Source organism: Alterinioella nitratireducens (assembly GCF_013155465.1).
Taxonomy (GTDB): Bacteria; Pseudomonadota; Alphaproteobacteria; order Rhodobacterales; family Rhodobacteraceae; genus Alterinioella; species Alterinioella nitratireducens.
Map to the genome: position 1 here is coordinate 115,978 of NZ_JABJVX010000008.1, position 21,925 is coordinate 137,902.

A 21,925-nucleotide genomic window follows, 5' to 3' on the forward strand; every position below is an offset into this window, starting at 1 on the left:
AATGGACTAGCTGTCCATTTTGAGTGCTGAAATAAACGCCGACTGCGGGATCTCCACCTTCCCGAACTGGCGCATCTTCTTCTTGCCCGCCTTCTGCTTGTCGAGCAGCTTCCGCTTCCGCGAGGCATCACCGCCGTAGCATTTCGCGGTCACGTCCTTGCGCATCGCCGACAGGGTCTCGCGCGCGATCACCCGCCCGCCAATCGCCGCCTGGATCGGGATCTTGAACATGTGGCGGGGGATCAGCTCCTTCAGCTTCTCCACCATGGCGCGGCCCCGCATCTCGGCGCGGTCGCGGTGGACCATCATCGAGAGGGCATCGACCGGCTCATCGTTGACCAGCACCTGCATCTTGACGAGATAATCCTCGCGGTAGCCGATCATCTGATAATCGAAGCTGGCGTAACCTTTTGTTACCGATTTCAGGCGATCGTAGAAATCGAACACAACTTCATTCAGGGGGAGGTCGTAGACCACCATGGCGCGGGTGCCGGCATAGGTCAGGTCCTCCTGGATGCCGCGGCGGTCCTGGCAGAGCTTCAGCACGTCGCCAAGATATTCGTCGGGGACCAGGATGGTGGCCTTGATGCGCGGCTCCTCGACATGATCGACAATGGCCATGTCGGGCATGTCGGCGGGGTTGTGAAGCTCGGTCATCGTGCCGTCGCGCATGTAGATGTGGTAGATCACGGAGGGTGCCGTCGTGATCAGCTCGATATCGTATTCGCGCTCGATCCGGTCGCGGATGACCTCGAGATGCAAGAGCCCGAGGAAGCCGCAGCGGAAGCCGAAGCCGAGCGCCGCCGAGGTCTCCATCTCGTAGGAGAAGCTGGCATCGTTGAGCGCCAGTTTCTCGATGGCGTCGCGCAGGTCTTCAAACTCGGCTGAATCGACCGGGAAGAGGCCGCAGAACACCACCGGCTGCGAGGGTTTGAAGCCCGGCAGCGCCTGGGTGCATTGGCGTTTCTCATGCGTGATCGTGTCGCCGACGCGGGTGTCGCGGACCTGCTTGATCGAGGCGTTGAGGAAGCCGATCTCGCCGGGGCCGAGCGCCGCCACCGTGGTCATCGCGGGGCGGTAGACGCCGACATCGTCGACATCATAGGTGCCGCCCGTCTTCATCATGCGGATGCGGTCGCCCTTTTTCAGGGTGCCGTCGATGATGCGCACGATACAGATGACGCCGAGATACTGGTCGTATTTGCTGTCGACCAGCATCGCCTTGAGGGGGGCGTCGCGGTCGCCGGTCTTTGGCGCGGGCAGGCGCTGCACGATGGCCTCGAGCACATCCGCGATGCCGAGGCCGGTCTTGGCCGAGATCATCACGGCGTCGGAGGCGTCGATGCCGATCACATCCTCGATCTGTTCGCAGACGCGCTCAGGCTCTGCCGCGGGCAGGTCGATTTTGTTGAGCACCGGCACGATCTCGTGATCCGCGTCGATGGCCTGGTAGACATTGGCCAGCGTCTGTGCCTCGACGCCCTGGGAGGCATCGACGACCAGCAGAGAGCCCTCCACCGCCTGCATCGAGCGGCTGACCTCATAGGCGAAATCGACATGGCCGGGGGTGTCGATGAGGTTGAGCACGTAAGCCTCGCCGTTCTGCGCCGTGTAGTCGATGCGCACGGTGTTGGCCTTGATGGTGATGCCGCGTTCACGCTCGATATCCATGCTGTCGAGCAGCTGCTCCTTCATGTCGCGTTCCGCCACCGTGTTGGTGGACTGGATCAGCCGGTCGGCCAGCGTGGATTTACCGTGGTCGATATGGGCCACGATGGAGAAATTGCGGATGTGATCAAGCTCGGTCATGGGGCGCAGGATATGGTGCCGGGACGCTGCGCCGTCAAGCTGAATAGACGGGCCGAGGCGCGGGGGATGCGAAACCGTGACACGGGTGGCGCGCGCCCGTGCTAGGATGATCGGACGACCCCCAGACAGGACGAGTGAAATGCTGAAAATCGAGGCCTTCCCCATCGCCGAGATCTACGTGCCCGCCAAGCACGCCAAGACGCTGGACCCGGCGCGGGTGCAGGCGCTGGCCGAGGATATCCTGGAGAACGGCCAGAAGGTGCCGATCCGGGTCCGCGCGGGCAAGGGGCGCTACGTGCTGCTGGAGGGGCTGCACCGGCTGGAGGCGTTGCGGGCCCTGGGGGAGGTGACGGTGGACGGGTTCCTGACCCGGGCGCGATTGCATTGAGGGGAGAGCCCCGACCCCACGCTTGAAAATGTGCGGTGAAATGTGTAATCTGCTGCATATCTGAAAGAACATGCCATGACACGCCTGCTGACCACCGAGATCGCCACGATGACCGAGATGCGCGAGCCGCAGAAGGTATTGGACCGCGCCAAGGGGCGGCCTGTGGCGGTGATGAAGAACTCGCGCCTGGTGGGGTATTTCGTGCCTGCCGAGGCCGTGGCCGAGCCGGGCGCGCACCGGGTGGCGACGGTTGAGGAGGGGATGGCGAGCCTCGCGCGCCGTCGCAAGGTCAACCAGCCGGTTCTCGACTATCTGCGTGACAAATGAGCCTTGTGCTGCTGCCGCCCGATCTGGTCGAGGCCATTCACGATTCCGTCCTGAACCAAGGCGAATTGCAGGGCCGGGCTCGGGACAAGTCGCTGGAAGGCACGCTTGCGCCGATCGATCATCGCCTCGCCTATGGCATGATCGAGGATGCCTTCGACCTGGCCGCGGCTTACGCCGTCGCCATTGCCACCGGGCATTGCTTCAATGACGGCAACAAGCGCACGGCGCATCAATGTATGGATGTCTGCCTGGATATGAACGGCATCGAGATCGCGTGGGACACGGTTGCCGTGGGCGACACCATCATCGCCGCCGCGCAGGGGCAGATCGACGCGCAGGATCTCGCCGATTGGCTGCGGGTTCGGGCCGGGGACTGAACCCGGCGCATCGGCCAGGGGACGGACCCCCGCGCGGGTGGATATGCGGAACGGCCGATCCGTGCTATTCTGGCCTTTTCTCGACCCCGTATTTGATGAGGTATTCCATGCGCGTTCTCTGTCTTCTCGCCACCTTGGCCACCTTGCTGGCCGCCCCCGCATTTGCCAATGCCGACCGGTTGCTGATCTGCGAGGATCGCGACAATGATGGCCGGTTCGGCCTGGTCGAATTGACGCTGGCGCCCGCCGCCCGTGACGCCGAGGTGATGCAGCCCAATCTGGGCACCTACCAGACCTGCACCGCCGCCATCGCGCAGCAAGGTGCCTGCAACGGGTCGACGCTCTGCGCTTGCGAGGATCGCGACCGGGACGGGCGTTTCGGGATCGTGCGCCACCCCTACCCGACGACCGGGCCCACCGTGCTGGAGGCCAATACCGGCAATTACTTTACCTGCCGGGACCGACTGGCGGCCTACCCGGCCCGCAACGACCGCTACCTGACCTGCGAGGATTACGACAATGACGGGCGGTTCGGCGTCGTCAGTCACGCTCTGGTGGTCCAGACCCCGACCGCCAGCGTCATCCAGCCCAATATCGGCAACTACTATGCCTGCACCCAGCAGGCCGCTTCGACCGCGCAGTGCCAGGGCAACGCCTATTGCGGCTGTGTCGATGCCGATGGCGATGGCCGTTTCGGGATTGTGCGGGTTCCAAGCCAATTGGTTTCCAGCCGTGTCACGCAGCCGAATATCGGCGCTTACGGCGCCTGTTTCAGCAACATGAACTGGCCCGACTGGGTAAACTGAAACCGACCCTCAGGGCGCAACCTCGCGGTTGACCATGCTGCGCAGTGAGAAACTGGTGCGGGTGGAGCGGATGCCCTCGACCCGCAGCAGGCTGTTTTCCAGGAACTCGTCGAAGGCGGTGAGGTCTGAGGTGGCAATCTTGAGCAGGATGTCCCGGCTGCCGGTCATCAGGTGGCATTCCATCACTTCCGGGAAGCGCTTGATGGCGCGCTCGAACTCCTGCAGCGTCTTTTGCGACTGGCGCTCCAGCTCGACGAAGACGAAAACCGTGATGCCGTAGCCCAGTTTCGCGGCATCGACGCGGGCCGCGTAGCCGGTGATGATGCCATCCGCCTCCATCCGGGCCATGCGGCGGGCGCAGGGCGTGGGCGAGAGGCCGACACGCTCCGCCAGGTCGGTGACGGAAAGGCGCCCATCGGCTTGCAGCGCCGAGAGAATCTTGCGGTCCATTGCGTCCATCTGGCGAAAACCTCCAAGTGATGCGCGACGCATGGAGAATATCACCAATCCCACCCCGCCCCAAGCCCGTCTTTGGCGTCTTTCGCCCAGGCAGATCTGATACGATTCCCGCAAGATCGGGAGGAATATTCATGCAGATCACCAGACTTTCCAGCGACAGCCACGAAGATGTCATCCGCGTCCGGAACGACGCGACCGGGCTGACCGGGTTCATCGCCATCCATTCGACGCAGCTTGGCCCCGCGGCGGGCGGGCTTCGGATGCGCGCCTATGACAGCGAGGAGAGTGCGATCAACGATGTGCTGCGCCTCAGCCATGGCATGACCTTCAAGAACGCGGCGGCGGGCCTGCCGCTTGGCGGCGGCAAGGCGGTAATCATGGGTGATCCCGCCACCAAGACGCCCGAGATGCTGCGGGCCTTCGCCCGCGCCATTGACGGGCTTCAGGGCCGCTACTGGACCGCCGAGGATATGGGCATGTCGCCCGAGGATATGGCCGTGCTGGCCGGGGTGACGCCTTACGTGGCGGGCCTGGCCGATGGCGAGTTTGCCAGCGGCGACCCCTCGCCCGTCACCGCGCGCGGCATCTTCAACGCGATCCGCTGCACCGCGAAGCATCGCTTCGGCAGTGCCGATCTGACCGGGCGCAGGGTGGCGGTTCAGGGGCTTGGGCATGTCGGCTGGTACCTGGCCGAGATGCTGCACGCCGCCGGCGCGCGCCTGATCGTGGCCGATATGGAGGCGGGCCGTTGCACGCGCGCGGCAGACGTCTTCGGGGCGGAGGTCGTGCCGGTCGACCGCATCCTCGAGATGGAGGCCGACATCCTGGCGCCCTGCGCCATCGGCGGCATCCTGAACAAGGCCAGCATCGCGGGCCTCAAGGTCGGCGCCGTCGCGGGCGGGGCCAACAACCAGCTTGCAACGCCTGCCGATGGCGACCGGCTGCACGCGCGCGGCATCCTCTACGCGCCCGATTACGTCGCCAATGCCGGGGGCATCGTGAATGTCGCGACAGAGATCCTGCGCATCAAGGACCGCCCCGCCTTTGTCGCCGACAAGCTGGCCGAGGCCGAGGCGACGCTGGACGCGATCCTGTCAGGCGCGGTGGCGCGCGGTGTCTCGCCGCACCGCCTGGCCGATGAGGTCGTGCTGTCGCGGATGCAGGGCAAGGCCGCCTGACACGCGCCGATCCGCCAATTGCCGCCCTGCGCAAAACGAACCGTTGCGCGGGGCGTCCCTCTTGTGCATCTTATCGCCTCAAGACGGGGAAAACCCCGCAAGGACAGGCAAGAAAGGGACAGGTTCATGACCAAGAAATTTCCGTTTTTGGTGGCGGTCTTCATGATGGTGGGCGCGCCGGTTGACGCCAACCCGGTGGAGCGCGCGTGCAATCGCTCGGACCGCACGGAGGCGTCGCCGCAACTATGTGCGTGCATTGGCAGCGTGGCGCGGGTGACGTTGACCCGCCGCGAGATGCGCCAGGCGGCGCGGTTCTTCCGCGACCCCGATGAGGCACAGGAGGTTCGGGCCTCGAACCGGCCGAATGATGATGCCTTCTGGGACCGCTACGAAGCGTTCGGGGAAGCCGCGGAGTTGCAATGCAGTTGACCTGAATCGCCCTGGAGGCGGCTGGCCCAGGCCCGCGCGCCGCGGTCGATCAAGGCCATCACCCCGTTGAAATCACGGGTGTAATAGGGGTCGCGCACATCGCGCGGCCCTTTTTCCATGGCATCGAGATAGAGCGCCAACCGGGCGGGTGAGCCTTTGGGCTGGATGGCGCGCAGATCGGCGAGGTTCTGCGCATCCATGGCAAGGATCAGGTCGAAGCGGGTGAAATCCTGCGGCTGCACGCGGCGCGAGACCTGCGCGCTGAGGTCGAGGCCGAGGGCGCGGGCGGCCTCCTGCATGGCTGCGTAGGGCGCATCGCCGTCATGCCAGCCGGAGGTTCCGGCGCTGTCGATGCGCACCCCCGGAAGCGCGCGCTGCAACGCGCCCTGTCCCGCGGGCGAGCGGCAGATATTGCCGAGACAGACGCTGAGGATAGAGTGGGTCATTCGGGGGGCGCTCCTATACCGGGTCGGGCCCTTGATGCCATGAGGAGGGCGAGAGATGAAGCGGATCGTGATCCTGACCGGGGCGGGTATCTCGGCGGAAAGCGGGCTTGGCACCTTCCGCGACGTGGGCGGGCTGTGGTCGCAATATGACCTGGAGGAGGTCGCGACACCGCAAGGCTTTGCCCGCAACCCCGCGCTGGTGCATGATTTCTACAATGCCCGCCGCGCCAACATGCTGGACGCTGCCCCGAACGCCGCACACGCAGCGCTGGCACGGCTGGAGGCGGAGTATCCGGGCGAGGTGCTGCTGGTGACGCAGAATGTCGATGACCTGCATGAACGCGCGGGCAGCAAGAACGTGCTGCATATGCACGGGGCGTTGTCGGGCGCGGTCTGTGCGGCCTGCGATCACCGCTGGCCCGCGCCGAGGGCAATGGACCCGGCGGCCCCCTGCCCCGCCTGCACCGCGCCCAGGGCCCGACCCGATATCGTCTGGTTCGGCGAGATGCCGTTTCACATGGACGAGATCGGGCATGCGCTGGCGCGGGCCGACCTGTTCGTTTCCATCGGCACCTCGGGCGAGGTCTACCCGGCAGCGGGCTTCGTCGATGAGGCGCGCGCCTGCGGGGTCGAGACGCTCGAGATCAACCTGGAGCCGTCGCTTGTGCCGGGGCTGTTCGACCGGGTGATCGCGGGGCCAGCAACGCAGGCGGTACCGGACTGGGTGGCCGAGGTGCTGGCCTGAACGCAGGCTTCAGGAAGGGGCTGTATCATCCACTAAATGTGTGATATACACTATAGTTCCCATTTCAGGAGTCCTTTCATGAAGTCGCTTTTGCAATCGGCCTTCCCTGCCTTGATCCTGGGGATGTTCATGGCCCCTGCCCACGCTCAGGTCGGCGCGGGGAATTACGACCTGTCCGACTACACGCTCGAGTCCACCCACGGCATTTGGCAGGTTCTCTGCACCGCGCCCGGCAGCGGCAGCCGCCACAACGATCTGCGCGACTGCGCGGTCGAGGATGACCAGGGCTTTGTCATGTTCGTCTACCCGTCAGGCTATTACGCGCTGACCTTCCGTGACCCGGTGGATGGCGACAGGCTCTTCGGGCAGGACATGACCGAGGGCGGCAACGAGGCGGTCCTGACCTACTATTCCCCCGCCTTCACCGCCGAGATGATCGGCGACCTGGGGGTGGATCAGGGCGGAGAGGTCCGGATGCTGAACCCCGAGGGCTTTGCCGAGGCCGAGGCCCGCGCGCTGGCGCTGATGCGCAACGCGACCCCGTGAACGGCCCCGCGTTGCGCTGGCCCTGTCAGTGCGACACGCCGCGATCCATCCGGTCCAGATCGACGGGGATGGTCAGCTCGACCGGGTCGGCATGCTCGAAGATGAGCGTGACGGTGATCGTGTCTGCGTGGTGCCAGGGCTGGCTCAGCCCCATGAACATGATGTGGTCGCCGCCGCGCGCGAGGGTATGGCTTTCGCCCGCCGCGATGGGAAATCCGTCCACAACGTGACGCATCCGCATGACCCCGTTTTCATCCTCGATATGGGTGTGCAGCTCGACCCGCGCGGCGGCGTCGGAGGTGACGCCGGTCACCCGGTCATCCGTATCCGACTGGTTGAGGATGACCATGAACGCCGCGCCCGATTGCGCGGAGGGGCCGGAGGCGCGGGCATAGGCGTCTTCGATGATCATCTGCGCCGAGGCGATGCCCGGCAGGCTCAGTGCGGCAAGCCCCGCGATGAGGAGGGTGGGTTTGAACGACATCCGTCGTCTCCTTCTGTCTGAAAACTCGTGTGGCGGGTTCAGGCGGAAGGAGGCGGGCCACGGGCCTGCGGGGCGCGGGCGGGGACCGTGTCGGGGATGGCGGAGACCGGGGCGGCCTGCGCGAGGCGCGCGCGCCGAACCGGCGCCACGAGCGGGGCCGCAACGCTCGGCGCCAGCGCGCCCATCGTGCAATCAAGACAGGCGGGCGGCGATTCCCGCGGCCGACCGTCGGGGCCGAGCGGCACGATCACCTGGGTGGCGTCCACGCAGAGAATCATCACGCCCGAGAGGCTCATGCCGCCGCGCGCCACGGCCATGCTGACGGAGGTCAGGGCCAGCGTCAGCGCCAGGAAAAGCGCGGTCAGGATGGGCAAGGGCCGGGTCATGGGGCCCGTTCTAGGGGATGAGCCCGACCAGGGGAAAGCGGCAAAATGACAAGCGGCCCGCGCGGATCGCTCCGGCGGGCCGTTTCGGGTCGGGTCGGGATCGGAAGATCAGGCCTCGGCCTGGGCCTTCACGATTTCCTTCTTGATTTTCAGCGCCTTGTCCGACAGCTCCTCGTCCTTGGCGCGGGCCATGAACGCGTCCAGGCCACCGCGATGGTCGACGGTGCGCAGGGCGGCGTTGGAGATGCGCAGCTTGAAGCGCCGATCCAGGATGTCGGAGCCGAGCGTGACCTCGTTCAGGTTCGGCAGGAAACGACGCTTGGTCTTGTTGTTGGCATGGCTGACATTGTTGCCGACCATCGGGCCTTTTCCGGTCAATTCGCAGACGCGCGACATGGGGCTTACCTCGGGTTCTTTGAAACGGATAAGGGCGCTGAGGCTGGTCAGCGCCCTCGGAATTCTGGCCGGTGGATAAGCGCCGGGGGGGCCGGTGTCAAGCCGGAACGCCGCTTGGCGGGTGACAATCCCTGCGCCCGCTTCTAGCGTGACGGTCATGGTGAAGGAAACCGATTTATACCCCCCCATCCGCGCCTTTCTGCAAGGCCAGGGCTACGAGGTGAAATCCGAGGTCGGCGCGGCCGATGTGGTGGCCCTGCGCGGCGCGGAGGAGCCGGTGATCGTCGAGATGAAGACCCGCTTCGCGCTGGCTTTGTTCCACCAGGGCGTGGCGCGGCTGGCGCTGGCCGATCTGGTCTACCTGGCGGTGCCCAGGGGCAAGGGGCGGGGCTTTGCGAAGGCGCTGAAGGAGAACACGGCGCTGGCGCGGCGCCTGGGGCTCGGGCTGATCACGGTGCGGCTGCGCGACGGGCTGGTCGAGGTGCATTGCGATCCGGGGCCGTACGCGCCGCGCATCTCCAAGCCGAAACGTCAGCGGCTGCTGCGCGAGTTCGCCCGCCGGGTGGGCGATCCCAACACGGGCGGCGCGACGCGGGTGGGGCTGGTCACCGCCTACCGGCAGGACGCGCTGCGCTGTGCGGCGCATCTGGCCGCGCATGGCCCTTGCAAGGGGGCGGCGGTGAAGGCGGAAACCGGGGTGGAACATGCCACGCGGCTGATGCGCGACGATCATTACGGCTGGTTCGAGCGGGTGGAAAAGGGCGTCTATGCGCTGACGCCCAAGGGGGTGGAGGGGTTGGCGGGTTATGATCCTCAGATGGTCCTGGCCACCGCCTCCAGCCGGGCGTAATCCTCCTCCAGCGGCAGGGCCTGGCGGGCGCGTTTCAGGGCCAGGCCGGAATGACGCAGCGCCTGGTCCCGCATCCCCGGATAGCTGATCCGCGCCAGGCTGCGGAACGCCTTTTGCAGGCGGATGCCGACCTCGACCGTGCCCGCCCCGTCGCGGGCGATGGCGGTGAAAGCGTCGTCGAACATCTCGTCCAGGGCGATTTCGGGCACGATCAGGCGGTCATATTTGATCTGCGGCGGGCTGTCGGGATCCTCGGGCCGGGTCCAGAGCGCCAGGAGCTTGACGAAGCGCCCGATGGTGACAATGGCGGTGCCGGGGTCGTTGACACCGGGCGACAAGGCGCGGGCCGAGATCTCGGACAGCACGATAAAGCCGAAGCGGGGGTCTTCCTCGAAGCTACGATTGTTTCCAATGACGAAACAATCCTCGATCTCGGCGCGCAGGTCGTCGTCGATCATGCCGCCATGGTTCAGCACCACCAGCGCCCGGTCATGGGTGACAAAGGTGCCGGGAAGCGCGGCCAGCATGATGTGCAGCCCATGCGCCTCGGCGATCTGTTGCAGGGCCTGGACATCGACATATTGCACATAGCCGATCTGCGAGGCGTGGACGGCATAGCCCTTGAGCGCCGTCTTCTCGGTCTGCCGCACGCCGCCCAGATAGGGCTGCGACAGCCGGTCCCTGATCGAAGCCTCCGCGGCGTCCTCGGCCTTGTCGATGGTGCTGCCGAGGCGTCCCAGGCGGGCGATATTGTCGACCCACCGCACGAAGGTGAGGATCACCCAGGCGAAGATCGAGATTGTCAGAAGAAACATCGCAAAGATGCCGGCGGGGCCGTAGAACTCGGTCTTCAGCGCGATGAGGCCGACGATGGAGAAGATGAAGGCGCCGATGAAGCTGGACAGCGCGGTCTGCGACACGTCATCGTCGAGCACCAGGAAGAAGGCGCGCGGGGTGGCGGCCTGCCCCGCCGAGGCATAGGCCGAGACCATCGAGCCGACGGCGAAGGTCGCCACCGCCAGCATCGACGAGGAGATGATGGTCAGCAGGCTGTCGACCGTGTCACGGCTGATCTGAGGCGGCAGGTCGTCGGGGACCACGAAATCGGTCAGATGCGCCAATGCGGCGGCAAGGACGGCCATGATGCAGAAGAGCAATGGCCGCGCCCAGAGGCGTTAGCGCAATTGCAGGATCTTGAAGAGAATCCGGTTGTTCATGGGCGGGCTGCTGTCCCTCTGGCCTTGTGTGATTTCGCCATCATGAGAGGATCGCGCGCGAAGGGCCACCGGGAATTTGCCGGTCCGGGACGGAACGCGCCCGCAACGAGGGAACCTTGCGGGCGCGTGTCTGGGGTGTTCATGCCGTCTGAAGCATGGGGATATTCTGGCATCGGCGGGGTTAAGAAACCGTTACCATGCGGCTCAGGAGAGGACGCTCTCCACCGCGCGTTTCGTCACCTCGACGACGCGGTCGACCTCGGCTTCCGTGATGCAGAGCGGCGGCGCGAAGCCGATGATGTCGCCCTGCGGCATGGCCCGCGCGATCACGTCCTGCGAGGCCATCGCGGCAGAGACCGCCGCGCCGATCTTGCGCGCGAGATCGAAGGCCCCGAACGGCTCTTTCGTCTCGGCCAGTTCGACGGCGGCCATCAGCCCCTCGCCGCGCACCTCGGCCACATGAGGATGACCCGCCAGCGCGTCCTTCAATGCGCCATTCAGGTAGGCGCCGGTCTTGTCGGCGTTTTCCACCAGCCCCAGTTCGTCGATCAGCTTCAGGTTCGCCACGCCTGCCGCCGCGCCGATGGGATGGGCGGAATAGGTCCAGCCATGGCCGATGGGGCCGTATTCGTCGGTGCCGTCCTCCAGCACCTTCCAGACCTTGTCCGACACGATGGAGCCCGAGAGCGGCGCATAGGCCGATGTCAGGCCCTTGGCGATGGTGATGATATCGGGCGTGATGCCGTAATGGTCGCTGCCGAACATGGTGCCGAGACGGCCGAAGCCGGTGACGACTTCATCGGCAATGAGCAAGATGTCGTGTTTCTTGAGCACCTTCTGGATCGCATCCCAATAGCCAGCGGGCGGCGGCACGATGCCCCCGGTGCCCAGGATCGGCTCGCCGATGAAGGCGGCGATTGTGTCGGGGCCCTCGGCCTGGATCAGCGCCTCCAGCTTGTCGGCGCAGTCCTGGGCGAATTGCGCCTCGCTCATCGACGCATCGGCGCGGCGCAGGTAGTAGGGCGCTTCGGTGTGGATCACCTGGGAAAGCGGCAGGTCGAATTTCTTGTGGAACAGGTCCAGCCCCGTCAGAGAGCCGGTCATCAGCCCCGAGCCGTGATAGCCGCGCCAGCGCGAGATGATCTTTTTCTTCTGCGGCAGGCCACGGATGTTGTTGTAATACCAGACCAGCTTGATGTTGGTCTCGTTCGCGTCCGAGCCGCTCTGCCCGAAATAGACCTTGGACATGTTCGCGGGCGCGCGGTCGAGGATCATCTTGGCGAGTGTAATGGACGCCTCGGTGCCGTGGCCGACATAGGAATGATAATAGGCCAGCTCATGCGCCTGTTTGGCGATGGCCTCCGCAATCTCGGTGCGGCCATAGCCCACGTTCACGCAATAGAGCCCGGCAAAGGCATCCAGCATCCGCCGCCCGTCGCGGTCGGTGATATGCACGCCGTCGCCACCGGCGATCACGCGGCTTGGCGTTTCGCCGCGCGCGTGTTGCGCGAGGTGCGTGGAAGGGTGAAAGAAATTCTCACGGTCCCAGAGGGCCAGTTGATCATTGGTCAGCATCGGTCTTGTCTTTCTGTCAGGATTGCGCGCAGCATAGCGGCGAAATGGGGGGATTTGCGGCGAATTGGTGCGATATGTGCAGTCTTGCGGCGCAAGAGGGGATCGGAATGGCGAAAATCGACGACCTGGATCGCAAGATCCTGCATGAGGTGCAACTGGACAATCAACTGACCTCGGCGCAACTGGGCCACCGGGTCGGGCTGTCGCCCACATCCGTGCAACGGCGGCTGGCGCGGCTGAGGCGCGACAAGGTGATCACCGGCGATATATCGGTCATTTCGGGTGAGGATGTGGGCCGCACCCTGACCATGATCGTGACCGTTCAGCTGGAGCGCGAACGCTCCGACATCATCGACCATTTCAAGCGCGCGGTGCGGCGCGAACCGGTGGTGATGAGCGCCTATTACGTCACCGGAGACAGCGATTTCGTGCTGGTGATCAGCGCCCGCGACATCAAGGAATACGAGGAATTCACCCGCAACTTCCTCTATGACAATCCCGACATCAAGGGCTTCAAGACCACGGTGGTGATGGACCGGATCAAGGCCGGGTTCTACGTGCCGCCCTGGGGGTAGGCGCATCCCGGCCCGCCGAATCGCAAAAAGATGCTACCCCTGTGGCGGAACAAAAACCGAAACGGGGGACGGGGTGATGGGGTATTTCGATCTGGGGGCCTATTCGCGGCCCGTGAGCACGGGCTCGGACGCGGCGCAGGAATGGGTCGACCGGGGCCTGAACTGGACCTACGGCTTCAACCATGAAGAGGCGATCACCTGTTTCGAAGCGGCGCTGGAGGCCGACCCCGGTTGCGTCATGGCGCTCTGGGGGATCGCCTATGCGATCGGGCCGAATTACAACAAGCCGTGGGAGGATTTCGAACCCGGCGAAGCGCCCGACGCACTGGCCACCGCACGCGGTGCGTTGAAGAGGGCGCAGGAAAGCGGCGCGGCCATCACGGCGGTGGAACGTGATTTGATCGCGGCGCTTTTCAGTCGCTACCCCGACAGCGCGGACGATGCGGCGCTGACGGAGGCCACCGATGCCTATGCCGATGCGATGCGCGCCGTGCATCAGGCGCATCCGGGCGATCTGGATGTATCCGCACTCTTTGCCGAGGCGCTGATGAACCGGACACCGTGGGAGCTGTGGGATCTGGTCTCGGGCCAACCCGCGCGCGGGCCGATACGGCAGAGGCGCGCAAGGTCCTGGAAACCGCCTTCGACTCGTTGGCGGGCGCCTGGGATCATCCCGGCCTTCTGCACATGTATATCCACCTGATGGAGATGTCGCCCTACCCCGAAAAGGCGCTGCGCCATGGCGACCGGCTGAGCACACTGATGCCCGATGCGGGGCATCTGCTGCACATGTCCACCCATATCGACGTGCTCTGCGGCGATTACATGAACGTGGTCTTGCGCAACCAGACCGCGATCGAGGCCGACCGGCGCTACCTTGCCCATGCGGGGGCCGAGAATTTCTATTCGGTCTATCGCTGCCACAATTACCATTTCAAGATCTATGGCGCGATGTTCCTGGGCCAGCCCGGACCGGCGCTGGAGGCGGCGCAGGAGCTGATCGAGACCCTGCCCGCCGACCTCCTGCGCCCTTTGGCGGATTGGTTCGAGGGCTTCATCCCGATGAAGCAGCATGTGCTGATCCGGTTCGGGCGCTGGCAGGAGATCCTGGACCAGCCGCTGCCCGAGGATGCCGGGCTCTACTGCGTGACCACGGCGATGATGCACTATGCGCGCGCGGTGGCACTGGCCAATCTGGGCGACATTCCTGCCGCCGAGGCCGAGCGCGACGCCTTTGTCGCGGCCCGCGACCGCGTGCCGGACACAAGGATGCTGTTCAACAACACCTGCCGCGACATCCTGACGGTAGCCGAGCAGATGCTTTTGGGCGAGTTGGCCTATAAATCGGGCCGCCATGAGGCGGCGTTCGACCACCTGCGCCGCTCCATCGAGTTGGACGACACCCTGCCCTATGACGAGCCCTGGGGCTGGATGCAGCCGACGCGCCATGCGCTTGGCGCGCTGCTCCTGGACCAGGGGCGTTACGAGGAGGCCGAGGCCGTCTACCGCGCCGATCTGGGGCTGGACGACACCCTGTCGCGGGCCTGCCAGCATCCCAACAATGTCTGGAGCCTGCACGGTCTGCATGAATGCCTGACCCGGCGCGGCGAGACCGTCGAGGCGGCGCATGTCGAACGCCAGTTGGATCGGGCCGTCGCGCGGGCGGATGTGCCGGTGAAGGCGTCTTGCTACTGCCGTCAGGTGGCCTGAACGGAAAGACGGGCGCGCCGTCACGCGCCCTGCCAGCGGCGCAACATCCAGTACCATTGATCCGGCCTCTGCAAGATGCGGGCCGACAGGCTGTCATTGAAGGCCCGCGTCATCGTGGTGGGGTCGCTATGGGCGATGGGGCCTTCGAATTCGACCGTGAAGCTGCTGCCATCGGCGCTGCGGGTGCCATAGGCGGGCACCATCGGCAGGTCGTATTTCAGCGCCAGCTGCGCCGCCGAGACCGATGTCAACGCATCCAGGCCCAGAAACGGCAGCCGCTGGCCATCGGCGTATTTCTCATCCAATAGGATCGCGATGACGCCGCCGACGCGCAGATGGGCGACCATTTCCTTGGTGCCGCCAAAACCGGTGGCGACGATTGGCCTGCCGCCGGCCTCGATTCCGGCCAACAGGCGGCGCTGGTAATGGCGGTTGGTTTGAGGACGGTAGACCGCGCCGGTCTCCATCCCCCGCGCCCGCAGGACGGCACGCACCGCCTCCCATTGGCCGAAATGGCCGGACACGATGATCGCGCCCTTGCCGGCGGCCCGCGCGGCATCGAGCGCGTCCAGACCGGGACCGGAGACGGAGAACCGGCTCAGGCGGGTGGCAAATTCGGCCCCGTGATAGATCTCGAACAGGGTCTGGCCCATGTTGCGGCCCATGTCGCGGCAGAGCGTCATCCGCGCGTCGCGCGCCATATCGGGAAAGATCCGCAGCAGTTCACGGTCGAATCTGCGGCGCGCAGGGGGAAACCACCGCATCGTCCAGCCGACCACCTTGCCGAGCGCACGCGAGCGTCGCTCAAAGGCACGCCCCCGCGAATAGACGAGCGCCGACCACAGCGGGAGATACCTGACATGTTGCCAGGCTGATTTGACCGGACGTGTGAGCATGGTGTGTCTATGGACGCACTGCCACGAAGAACCAAGCATTAACGTCGCGAACCGCAAGAATGGCCGCGGACCGGATCGGACGTAACATGCGTCTTCGGCAACAAGAAACGGGCGAACCGATGCGGCACGCCCGTTTCTTCACCCGTGGTCTGCCCAAAGGGGCGAAGCCTTGGTCGTTGTCAGGCTACCAATCGCATCGGATTTCTCCGCCTCTCGCACGCTGCGGACGAACGCGAAAACCGACACAGACACTGGTGAAACCCGAAACGACCTACGCCAGCGCGATGTTGGTCGCGCTTTCGCGGCCGTCGCGGCCGGGCTCGATATCGAAGGTCACTTTCTGGTTGTCGGCCAGACCGGTGAGGCCCGCGCGCTCAACCGCGGAGATGTGCACGAACACATCCTTGGACCCGCCATCGGGTGCGATGAAGCCGTAGCCTTTGGTGGTGTTGAACCATTTGACGGTGCCAGTTGCCATCGTCGTCTTCTCCTAGGTAGTGCTGCCCGCAGTATGCGGCAGGTCGGCTCTGTCAGTGCAAGATCGAGGGACTGAGCCGAAAGGAGCAGTATGGTCGATAGTGGTAACGTCGCAGGCAAAAATATGTGAGGGAATCAGTTGAAATGCAAGGGATTTGAGATTTTCGGAAGCGGCATCGGCAGATTTCGGCATGCCTGACTGCCCTTACGTCACCCTGCCCTTTGAGGGTGCCTAAAAAACGGCCTGACGGTGATCAATCGGGCGGCATCAAACCGGCCAGAACCTCCGCCGCCGCCGCATCGGGCGAGGTGGTCCCGGCGGCGACCTCTGCCCCCAGATCGCGGATCCGCGCGCGCGTGTCGGGGTCTGAGGTGAGCCGCGCCAGGAGGCCGCTCTGCACCTCCTCCTCGAACCAGTGGCGGGCCTGCTCGGCGCGGCGCTTGTCCCAATGGCCATTTGCCTTGCGCCAGTCGGCCAGCGCCCGCATCTCGTCCCAGGCCCGCGCCAGCCCGTCGCCCTCGACCGCCGAGACCGCCAGAGCCTTGGGAAAGCCCTCGGGGTCATTGGCGCGTTTGCGCATCAGGCGCAGCGCGCCCGCGTAATCGGCGCAGGTGCGGGTGGCGGTGGATTTCAGGTCGCCATCGGCCTTGTTGACCAGGATCAGGTCGGCGATCTCCATGATACCGCGCTTGACGCCCTGCAACTCATCCCCGCCCGCGGGCGCCAGCAGCAGCACGAAGATGTCGCACATCTCGGCGACCATGGTTTCCGACTGGCCCACGCCCACGGTCTCGATCAGGATGACGTCGAAATCGGCGGCCTCACACAGCGCGACCGCCTCGCGCGTGCGCCGGGACACGCCGCCCAAATGGCTGAGCGAGGGCGAGGGCCGGATAAAGGCGTTCTTCTCGCGGGACAGGCTCTCCATCCGGGTCTTGTCGCCCAGGATAGAGCCGCCCGACCGGGTCGAGGACGGATCGACGGCCAGGACGGCGACCCGCAGGCCGGCCTCGATCAGCATCATCCCGAACGCCTCGATGAAGGTGGATTTGCCCACCCCCGGCGTTCCGGAAAGGCCAAGGCGCAGCGCCTGCCGCCCATGGCCCGCCAGCGCCTCCAGGAGCTTTGTCGCCTGCGCCCGGTGATCGGCGCGGGTGCTTTCGACCAGCGTGACGGCGCGGGCCAGCGCACGGCGTTCGCCCTTCAGGATACGCTCGGGCAGATCGGCGGGCAGGCGCGGGTCCGGCATGGCGCGGCGGTCCTTTCGTCTTGGCGCGGTGTCTGGCCGCAACCTTGTCGTCTTGGGCGGAATTGTCCAGAGCGGCGGCCGCGCCCATGATTGCGGGAACCTTGGCCCGATTCCGGTGTTATGCCTGCAACCGTTTCCGAAGAGTCATGTTTCCCCCGTGCGTTCCGAGACCCGAGTTGAGACCCGCGACACCCCGTTCCTGATCGTCTTCGCGATGATCGCCGGTTCCCTTCTATGGCAGGGTCGTGATTTGCCGCTGGCCGCCGAGAACGGCCCCCTCGAAAACCTCCAGATCGCGGTGCTGCTGTTGGCGGCAGGGGTCTTCCTCGACCGGATCGCCCGGCTTGCCGCCCGGATCGAGACCCCACGGGCCGCCGCCGCGCTGGCCTATAGCCTGGTGCTGATCTGCGTGCCGCTGATCGGGGCCGCGCGCGAGACCACCTTTGGCCGCAACCTCGGCCTGCCGCCGCAGGGCGTGACCGGGGTCGAGGTCGCGCTGTCGGTGCTGACGCTGGCATTGCTCGGGGCGGCGCTGACGATCTGGGTGCGCAAGGTGCCCGACCGGCTTGCCGCTTTTCTACGCCTGCTGCGCTCGCCGAGCAGCCTGCGGATCGGCGCGGCGGTCGCGGTCTTCGCGCTGTCGATGGCGTTCGAGAAGGGCGGGCTTGGCCTGCCGCGCAGCGAGGTCTGGGAGGAGATCGTCGAACTGGTCGCCTTCGGGCTGATCCTGCGCGCCGCGATGCTGGCGGGTGAGGGGCCTGCGCGGGCCGCTTGACCTTGGCCGGATGAGCCCCTCCTTATGGGCGTGACCCCCGCCGAGCCGAATGAGACCGCCCTGCCCCCTGTCCTGCCCATAGATGCCGTCCTGCCCGACCTGATGGCTGTGCTGTCCCGCGCGGGGCGGGCCGTGTTGCAGGCCCCGCCGGGGGCGGGCAAGACCACGCGGGTGCCGCTGGCGATGCTGGACCTGGTCGAGGGACGTATCCTGATGCTGGAGCCGCGACGGCTGGCCACCCGCGCCGCCGCCGAACGCATGGCGCAAACGCTTGGCGAAGCGGTCGGGCAGACCGTGGGTTACCGCGTGCGGGGCGACAGCAAGGTTGGACCGGAGACGAGGATCGAGGTGGTGACCGAGGGCATCCTGACCCGGATGCTGCAAGGCGACCCCGAGTTACCGGGCATCGGCGCGGTGATCTTCGACGAATTTCACGAACGGTCCTTGAACGCCGATCTGGGGCTGGCCCTGACCTGGGAAGTGCGCGGCGCCCTGCGCGAGGATCTGGTGCTGCTGGTGATGTCGGCAACACTGGATGCGGGGCCGGTCGCGGCGCTGTTGGACGACGCGCCGGTGATCACCTCGCACGGGCAGAGCTTTCCGGTCGAGACCCGTTGGCGCGACCGGCCTGCGCCCGCGCGCGAGAGACTTGAGGTGAGTGTGGCGGAACTGATCCGTACGGCGCTGGCCGAGGCCGAGGGCGGTATCCTCGCCTTCCTGCCCGGCGAGGGCGAGATCCGGCGGGTGGCGGGGCTGCTTGGCGACCTGCCCGACAGCATCGCCCTGCATCAGCTCTTCGGCGCGATGCCATTGGCGGCACAGCGCGCGGCGCTCAGGCCCGACCCCGCGAAACGCAAGCTGGTGCTGGCAACGGCGATTGCCGAAACCTCGCTGACCATCCCCGATATCCGCGTCGTGGTCGATGGCGGGCGGGCGCGCCGGGCGCGGTTCGATCCCTCCTCGGGCATGGCGCGGCTGGTGACAGAAGCTGTCTCGCGCGCCGAGGCCGACCAGCGCCGGGGCCGCGCCGGTCGCGTGGCGCCGGGGGTCTGCTATCGCAACTGGACCAGGGGGGCCGAGGGCGCCCTGCCCGCCTTCCCGCCCGCCGAGATCGAGGCGACGGACCTGGCGGGGCTGGCGCTGGACCTGGCCGAATGGGGCGCGGGCGACGGCGCGGGGCTGGCCTTCCTCACGCCGCCGCCCGAAGGCGCATTGGCCGAGGCGCAGGCGCTGTTGCGCGGGTTGGAGGCGCTGGACGGTGAGGGCCGGATTACCTCGCATGGGGGCCAACTGGCGCGCATCCCGCTGCATCCGCGCCTCGCGCATATGCTGGCGCTTGGCGGCAAGGGGGCGGAACGGCTGGCCGCGATCCTGGCCGAGCGTGATCCCCTGCGCGGACAGGGCACCGATCTGGGGCTGCGGCTGCGGGCATTGGATGACCCGAAGGCACTGAACGCCGATTCGGGCGCGGTCGCCTGGATCAGGGCCGAGGCGAAACGGCTGGCGCGGTTTGCCAAGGGCCCCGCGCGCAGCCTGGGGGAACAGGCCGCACTTGCCTATCCCGACCGGATCGGGCTGCGCCGCAAGGGGAGCGCGTCGCGCTACGTCCTCTCCGGCGGCAAGGGCGCGGTGATGCCCGATGGCGACGCGCTGGCCGGGCAACGTCTGATCGTGGCGACCGATCTGGACGGCGACCCGCGCGAGGCGCGTATCCGGCAGGCGGTGGCGTTGAACGAGGCGGAATTGCGCGGGCTCCATGGCGGCCAGATCGCGGCGCGCCGGGTTTGCCACTGGTCACGGCGCGAAGGCCGGGTGATGGCGCGCGAGCAAGAGGTGTTCGGCGCGCTGGTCTTGCAGGACAAGGCGTGGAATGACCCGCCAGAAGAGGCCGTGACCGGCGCGCTGCTGGAAGGGCTGCGCGCGCTCGGGCTGGAGGCGCTGAACTGGACGAAAGCGGCGCGCCTGTTGCGGGCGCGCATTGCCTATTCCGGCGTTGCGGACATGTCGGAGGCGGGCCTGCTGGCGCGCGCGGAGGACTGGCTTGCGCCCTACCTGACGGGCTGCACCAGCGCCGCCGACCTGCGCCGCTTCGACCCCGCGGACGCGCTTCGTGCCAGCCTGACCTGGGACCAGATGCAGGACGTCGACCGGCTGGCCCCCGCCCACTGGACCACCCCGATGGGCCGCCGGGTGCCGGTCGATTACAGCGGCGACCAACCGGAGATTTCGTGCCGCGTGCAGGAGGTCTTCGGCACCACCGAACACCCGGTGATCGGGCCCGAGCGCCTGCCCATTCGCATGGTGCTGCTGTCCCCCGCCAGCCGTCCCGTCCAGGTGACACTGGACCTGCCGGGCTTCTGGGCGGGCTCCTACGCCGACATGCGCAAGGACATGCGCGCGCAATATCCCAAGCATCCCTGGCCGGAAGACCCGGCAAGCGCCGATCCGACACTGAGAGCCAAGCCGCGCAAGGGATAACCGGCTCAAGTCTGTCTGCATCTCCTTTCATTTTGCCAGAAAAACCTCGGGGTCGTCATTGTTGCGCCATTGGGCCGAGCGACAATGACGACGGCAGAGCCCCGGCGGATCGACGCGCGCCAGCGCGGCGACACCCCTATTGCGGCCCGATCCGCCCTTCTGCATCGACCGCATAGCCCCAGCCGCGCAGCAGGGCAGCGGCGGTGGGATGCACCCTCTCGGAGGGATCGCGGCCCGGTTTGCGGCGGTGGCGCAGCGGAAAGAGCAAGCCCCACCCGCGCAGATTGCCCGCCGAGGGCACGCCCGGATCGGTCAGATAGCGGCCGCGCCAATGCGGCGGCAGCACCAGCCCCGCCGCCTCGGCGCGTTCCAGCATCCAGACCAGCGGGATGTTCGACAGCGGCCGCGCCGCGTGCCAGTCGCCCAGGTTGCCGCCGACATCGCCATGCGTGCCGCGAAACCACATCTGCACGATATCGCCCTCGCGCTCGGGTGGGACATCCCACAAAAGCGGCGCGTAAGCATCTCGCGTCTCCTCCAGTGCCAGCGCGTGACTGCCCTTTAGTGTAGCGGGCCCGAGCCTGTGGTTGTGGAACTCATGCGCCTGCGGCGCGAGCCGCCACAGCACCGGCCAGCGCACGCCAAGCGCCCGCACGCAATCATAGACGCCCACCATGGTGATCTCGACGCGCGGATGGCAACGCGTCTCGCGGAAGGCACGGGCCGAGGCGCCGTCGGGCTCGCGCTCATAGAGGTCATAGAGCCGCGCCATGGTTTCTTCGGTGATCTGCGCGGGCCGCATCAGGCCGAGCTTGTCAATGAGCCCCGCCAGGCTGCGCACCGCAAACGCCCCGCGCGAATAGCCCATCAGGAAGATCCTGTCGCCGGGGCGGTAATTGCGCGCCAGGAACAGGTAGCTGCGCTTGATCTGGCGGTTGATGCCGATGCCCGCGATGACCTCGACAGATCGTTTGAGCCCGCGCCACTGGATGCCGGGCTCGTAATAGACCATCAGGTTGGCGGCGGGGCCGACCTCGGACAGCAGGCGGTAGGTCAGGCCGATATTGGTCTCGTAACCGCGCTTGAGGCTCGACATGGTGCCGTCGAGCAGCACGACATGGGTGCGGGCTGCGCGGGTGTCGGCAAGCCGCGGCTCAGGCCGGCTGCGAAAGCCGCGCAACCGGGTCAGGAACCCGCCCCTAGCGGCCATGACGCTGCCTATCGTGTTCAACCGCGTGCATTTATCCGCTGCCCCCACCTTGACCCTATTGGTAGCAACCGCGCCGCCGCTGTCCAGAGGGCGCAAATCGCCGCAACCGGGGCGCGCGCAGTCTTGGCCTTTGGCC

The 21,925-nt window shown here is 66.4% G+C and carries 25 protein-coding genes and 1 pseudogene; 14 read left to right on the top strand and 12 right to left on the bottom strand.

The features are described from left to right. Positions 1-6: 6 nt before the first annotated feature. Positions 7-1,809 carry a translation elongation factor 4 gene (gene lepA, locus HNS34_RS14225; RefSeq protein ID WP_172320754.1) on the bottom strand — a complete coding sequence of 601 codons (1,803 nt, stop codon included), beginning with the start codon at positions 1,807-1,809 and terminating at the stop codon, positions 7-9. 139 nt (positions 1,810-1,948) lie between these two features. Between lepA and HNS34_RS14230 the strand changes: the two genes are divergently transcribed. From HNS34_RS14230 to HNS34_RS14245, 4 genes are all read left to right on the top strand, one after another. Next, entirely contained in the window at positions 1,949-2,197 is a 249-nt protein-coding gene (locus HNS34_RS14230) for a ParB N-terminal domain-containing protein (RefSeq protein WP_172320755.1), read from the top strand. A gap of 75 nt (positions 2,198-2,272) precedes the next feature. Then, positions 2,273-2,524 (top strand): hypothetical protein, encoded by a 252-nt coding sequence (locus HNS34_RS14235; protein WP_172320756.1) that lies wholly within the window; start codon positions 2,273-2,275, stop codon positions 2,522-2,524. Beyond that, the gene (locus HNS34_RS14240; protein ID WP_172320757.1) at positions 2,521-2,901 is read left to right on the top strand and encodes a type II toxin-antitoxin system death-on-curing family toxin; all 381 of its coding nucleotides are present in this window, start codon (positions 2,521-2,523) and stop codon (positions 2,899-2,901) included. Before HNS34_RS14235 ends, HNS34_RS14240 begins: the two co-directional genes overlap by 4 nt. 107 nt (positions 2,902-3,008) lie before the next feature. Then, complete coding sequence (locus tag HNS34_RS14245; RefSeq protein WP_172320758.1) at positions 3,009-3,707, top strand: hypothetical protein; 699 nt, start codon at positions 3,009-3,011, stop codon at positions 3,705-3,707. A gap of 9 nt (positions 3,708-3,716) precedes the next feature. On the opposite strand, the gene HNS34_RS14250 is transcribed toward HNS34_RS14245, so the two are convergent. Then, a complete protein-coding gene (locus HNS34_RS14250) occupies positions 3,717-4,166 on the bottom strand; it encodes an Lrp/AsnC family transcriptional regulator (RefSeq protein WP_172320759.1) in 450 nt (149 codons plus the stop codon). A 131-nt stretch (positions 4,167-4,297) separates the two neighbouring features. Between HNS34_RS14250 and HNS34_RS14255 the strand changes: the two genes are divergently transcribed. Together HNS34_RS14255 and HNS34_RS14260 are read left to right on the top strand one after the other, a co-directional pair. Further along, entirely contained in the window at positions 4,298-5,344 is a 1,047-nt protein-coding gene (locus HNS34_RS14255) for a Glu/Leu/Phe/Val family dehydrogenase (RefSeq protein WP_172320760.1), read from the top strand. A gap of 126 nt (positions 5,345-5,470) precedes the next feature. Next, positions 5,471-5,773, top strand: coding sequence for a hypothetical protein (locus HNS34_RS14260; RefSeq protein WP_172320761.1), 303 nt, complete (start codon positions 5,471-5,473; stop codon positions 5,771-5,773). Here the strand turns inward: HNS34_RS14260 and HNS34_RS14265 are convergent. Next, positions 5,731-6,219 (bottom strand): low molecular weight protein-tyrosine-phosphatase, encoded by a 489-nt coding sequence (locus tag HNS34_RS14265; protein ID WP_172320762.1) that lies wholly within the window; start codon positions 6,217-6,219, stop codon positions 5,731-5,733. The two genes, HNS34_RS14260 and HNS34_RS14265, sit on opposite strands and share 43 nt — an antisense overlap. A gap of 55 nt (positions 6,220-6,274) precedes the next feature. Here HNS34_RS14265 and HNS34_RS14270 point away from each other — a divergent pair, with 55 nt between their 5' ends. Next, positions 6,275-6,964, top strand: a complete 690-nt coding sequence (locus HNS34_RS14270; RefSeq protein ID WP_172320763.1) for an NAD-dependent deacylase — start codon at positions 6,275-6,277, stop codon at positions 6,962-6,964. A gap of 78 nt (positions 6,965-7,042) precedes the next feature. Further along, on the top strand, positions 7,043-7,510 hold the full coding sequence (locus HNS34_RS14275; RefSeq protein ID WP_172320764.1) for an invasion associated locus B family protein: 468 nt from the start codon (positions 7,043-7,045) through the stop codon (positions 7,508-7,510). A gap of 25 nt (positions 7,511-7,535) precedes the next feature. Here HNS34_RS14275 and HNS34_RS14280 read toward each other — a convergent pair whose 3' ends face one another. The 3 genes from HNS34_RS14280 to rpmB form a co-directional block, all read right to left on the bottom strand. Further along, positions 7,536-7,994, bottom strand: coding sequence for a copper chaperone PCu(A)C (locus HNS34_RS14280; RefSeq protein WP_172320765.1), 459 nt, complete (start codon positions 7,992-7,994; stop codon positions 7,536-7,538). A gap of 38 nt (positions 7,995-8,032) precedes the next feature. Beyond that, entirely contained in the window at positions 8,033-8,380 is a 348-nt protein-coding gene (locus tag HNS34_RS14285) for a hypothetical protein (RefSeq protein WP_172320766.1), read from the bottom strand. A gap of 108 nt (positions 8,381-8,488) precedes the next feature. Next, on the bottom strand, positions 8,489-8,776 hold the full coding sequence (gene rpmB / locus HNS34_RS14290) for a 50S ribosomal protein L28 (protein WP_172320767.1): 288 nt from the start codon (positions 8,774-8,776) through the stop codon (positions 8,489-8,491). 157 nt (positions 8,777-8,933) lie between these two features. Here rpmB and HNS34_RS14295 point away from each other — a divergent pair, with 157 nt between their 5' ends. Beyond that, entirely contained in the window at positions 8,934-9,626 is a 693-nt protein-coding gene (locus HNS34_RS14295) for a DUF2161 domain-containing phosphodiesterase (RefSeq protein WP_172320768.1), read from the top strand. Here the strand turns inward: HNS34_RS14295 and HNS34_RS14300 are convergent. Both HNS34_RS14300 and HNS34_RS14305 read right to left on the bottom strand, forming a co-directional pair. Beyond that, a pseudogene (locus tag HNS34_RS14300) lies at positions 9,590-10,789 on the bottom strand (DUF2254 domain-containing protein); the annotation flags it as partial. The gene HNS34_RS14295 and the pseudogene HNS34_RS14300 overlap by 37 nt on opposite strands. 258 nt (positions 10,790-11,047) lie before the next feature. Then, positions 11,048-12,418 (bottom strand): aspartate aminotransferase family protein, encoded by a 1,371-nt coding sequence (locus tag HNS34_RS14305; RefSeq protein WP_172320769.1) that lies wholly within the window; start codon positions 12,416-12,418, stop codon positions 11,048-11,050. 107 nt (positions 12,419-12,525) lie between these two features. Between HNS34_RS14305 and HNS34_RS14310 the strand changes: the two genes are divergently transcribed. The 3 genes from HNS34_RS14310 (at position 12,526) to HNS34_RS21030 (ending at position 14,703) form a co-directional block, all read left to right on the top strand. After that, positions 12,526-12,993 carry an Lrp/AsnC family transcriptional regulator gene (locus HNS34_RS14310; RefSeq protein ID WP_172320770.1) on the top strand — a complete coding sequence of 156 codons (468 nt, stop codon included), beginning with the start codon at positions 12,526-12,528 and terminating at the stop codon, positions 12,991-12,993. A gap of 76 nt (positions 12,994-13,069) precedes the next feature. Then, positions 13,070-13,696 (top strand): hypothetical protein, encoded by a 627-nt coding sequence (locus HNS34_RS21025; RefSeq protein ID WP_328700543.1) that lies wholly within the window; start codon positions 13,070-13,072, stop codon positions 13,694-13,696. Continuing rightward, positions 13,681-14,703 (top strand): tetratricopeptide repeat protein, encoded by a 1,023-nt coding sequence (locus HNS34_RS21030; RefSeq protein WP_328700544.1) that lies wholly within the window; start codon positions 13,681-13,683, stop codon positions 14,701-14,703. Before HNS34_RS21025 ends, HNS34_RS21030 begins: the two co-directional genes overlap by 16 nt. A 20-nt stretch (positions 14,704-14,723) precedes the next feature. On the opposite strand, the gene HNS34_RS14320 is transcribed toward HNS34_RS21030, so the two are convergent. The 3 genes from HNS34_RS14320 to meaB all read right to left on the bottom strand — a co-directional run bounded on the left by HNS34_RS14320 (position 14,724) and on the right by meaB (position 17,326). Then, positions 14,724-15,599 carry a lysophospholipid acyltransferase family protein gene (locus tag HNS34_RS14320; RefSeq protein ID WP_172320771.1) on the bottom strand — a complete coding sequence of 292 codons (876 nt, stop codon included), beginning with the start codon at positions 15,597-15,599 and terminating at the stop codon, positions 14,724-14,726. A 271-nt stretch (positions 15,600-15,870) separates the two neighbouring features. Continuing rightward, positions 15,871-16,077, bottom strand: a complete 207-nt coding sequence (locus HNS34_RS14325) for a cold-shock protein (protein ID WP_172320772.1) — start codon at positions 16,075-16,077, stop codon at positions 15,871-15,873. 253 nt (positions 16,078-16,330) lie between these two features. After that, a complete protein-coding gene (gene meaB / locus HNS34_RS14330) occupies positions 16,331-17,326 on the bottom strand; it encodes a methylmalonyl Co-A mutase-associated GTPase MeaB (protein WP_172320773.1) in 996 nt (331 codons plus the stop codon). Positions 17,327-17,483: 157 nt separating this feature from the next. Between meaB and HNS34_RS14335 the strand changes: the two genes are divergently transcribed. Together HNS34_RS14335 and hrpB are read left to right on the top strand one after the other, a co-directional pair. Further along, positions 17,484-18,101, top strand: a complete 618-nt coding sequence (locus HNS34_RS14335; protein ID WP_172320774.1) for a hypothetical protein — start codon at positions 17,484-17,486, stop codon at positions 18,099-18,101. A gap of 24 nt (positions 18,102-18,125) precedes the next feature. Beyond that, positions 18,126-20,579, top strand: a complete 2,454-nt coding sequence (gene hrpB, locus HNS34_RS14340) for an ATP-dependent helicase HrpB (RefSeq protein WP_407925866.1) — start codon at positions 18,126-18,128, stop codon at positions 20,577-20,579. Between the two features lie 136 nt (positions 20,580-20,715). On the opposite strand, the gene HNS34_RS14345 is transcribed toward hrpB, so the two are convergent. Next, a complete protein-coding gene (locus HNS34_RS14345; protein WP_172320775.1) occupies positions 20,716-21,789 on the bottom strand; it encodes a T6SS phospholipase effector Tle1-like catalytic domain-containing protein in 1,074 nt (357 codons plus the stop codon). Positions 21,790-21,925: the final 136 nt, after the last annotated feature.